Here is a 1962-nt window from a genome sequence, read left to right as displayed (position 1 = left end):
GGCCCCCGGGCGCGCGGCATACGTCCGGCGCCGGTCGAGGAGGTTGAGGGGGCCGCGGTCGCCGCGGGAGAGCCGGCCGAGGCCACGGACGATGTCGACGGCGACCGGCTCGCCTCCGCGCGGCGCCTCGACGTGCCACTCGTTGGCGGCGACCCCGTCGACGGTCCGCAGGATCGCGGTCCGGACGACGAGCCCCTGGGCGGCGAACAGCCCGGCCGTGTCGGCGAACAGTCCGAGGCGGTCCCGGTCGTAGATGTCGATGCGGTAGACGCCGCCCTGGGGGTGGATGACGACCTTGGCGGAGCCGCCGGCGACCTCGCCGACGATCGCCGGGGTGAGCAGCTCCGGCTCCGGAGCCGGCGACGGGGGTGCGCCGCACGTGAGGCGTTCGCGAACCTTCTCCCCGAGCTGGCGCAGGAGGGTGGCCCGCCAGTCGGTCCAGGCCTTCGGCCCGGCCGCGCTCGCGTCGGCCTCCGTGAGCGCCATGAGGATCTCGAAGACGCCGCGGTCGCCATCGACGGCGTCGACCGCGGCGGAGACGGTCCGCGGGTCCTGGTAGTCGCGACGCGTCGCGAGGTCGATGAGGCTGAGGTGCTCCCGGACGAGCCGGCCGACGGTCGCGACGTCCGCGTCGGCATACCCGAGGCGCCGCACGATCCGCTCGGCGATCGGCGCGCCCGTCACGCTGTGGTCGAGGGCGCCCGGAACCTTCCCGATGTCGTGCAGGAGCGCCGACACGAGGAGCAGGTCGGCCCGGGTCACGCCGCGGATGAGCGAGCTGGCGTGGACGACCGTCTCGACGAGATGGCGGTCGACGGTATGCCGGTGGACGGCGTTGCGCTGCGGCCGTGACCGCACGCTGGGCCACTCGGGGATCCACGCCTCGACGATGCCCGCCTGGTCCAGGCCCTCCCACACGGTGACGAGGCCCGGCCCGGCCGCGAGGAGGTCGGCGAACAGGTCCCGTGCGAGGGCCGGCCACGGGGTGGGCAGCGCCGGCGAGCGCTCGGCGAGGTTGCGCAGCGTCGTCGGCGCGATGGGCAGCCCGGCCCGGGCCGCGACGACGGCCGCCCGCAGCGGCAGCAACGGGTCGGTGTCGAGACTGCTGCCCGACCCGAGGACGACCTCGCCGTCGCTCTCGAAGAGCCCGAAGCCCATGGGGTTCATCGCCGGCCGGCGCGGGCCGACGCGCAGGGTGCGCGCCCGCTGGGCCTGGCCAGCACGGCGGACCGTGCCGTCGAGGGCGTAGGCGATGACGCGTCCAGCCGTCGAGACCTCCGTCAGCAGGTCGTCGGACGACGCGCGGCCGAGGAGGGCGGCGGCGGCGTCCTGGTCCTCCCGGCCGAGGCGGTCCCGGCCCCGGCCCGTCACGACGTGGACCGCGTCGCGCACGTCGAGGAGCAGCTCGTATGCCGCGTCGACGGCGCCGTGCGGCCGGTCGGCGAGCCATGCGGCGACGAGCGCCGACAGGACGGTCATGTCGCGGAGGCCGCCGTGGGCCTCCTTGAGGTCGGGCTCGATGGACTGCGCGAGGTCGCCCTGGCGCTGATGACGCGCGGTGAGCGTCTCGACGAGCTGGGGCAGACGCTTGCGGGCGTTGGCGCGCCAGTCGTGGGCGACGGTGGCCCGGGCCGCGGCGACGACCTCGGCGTCGCCCGCGACGAGGGTGAGGTCGAGGAGGCCGACGGCGGCGGACAGGTCGTTCGCGGCGACGCTGCGGCACTGGCCGACCGTGCGCACGCTGTGGTCGAGCCGCACACCGGCGTCCCAGATGGGGTACCAGATCCGGTCCGCCAGCGCCGTGACCTCGGCCTGTCCGAGGGACCGGCCGTAGTGGAGGAGGACGAGGTCGTAGTCGCTGAGCGGCCCGGCGTCGCCGCGAGCGAAGCTCCCGACGGCGGCGAGGGCCAGCCCGTCGACCGCCCGGCCCCGGGTCGCGTCGGCCCAGACGCCGCCGAGCCA

At 76.0% G+C, this 1962-nt stretch carries 1 protein-coding gene; it reads right to left on the bottom strand.

The genetic code is table 11. The features are described 5' to 3' along the window. A partial coding sequence (locus BN12_RS21370; RefSeq protein ID WP_083454836.1) for a [protein-PII] uridylyltransferase occupies positions 1-1962 on the bottom strand: 1962 nt, incomplete at both ends.

It is taken from the genome of Nostocoides japonicum T1-X7 (genome assembly GCF_001046855.1).
In the GTDB taxonomy this organism is placed as follows: domain Bacteria; phylum Actinomycetota; class Actinomycetes; order Actinomycetales; family Dermatophilaceae; genus Nostocoides; species Nostocoides japonicum.
This window is presented reverse-complemented; position numbering and strand designations above follow the sequence as displayed.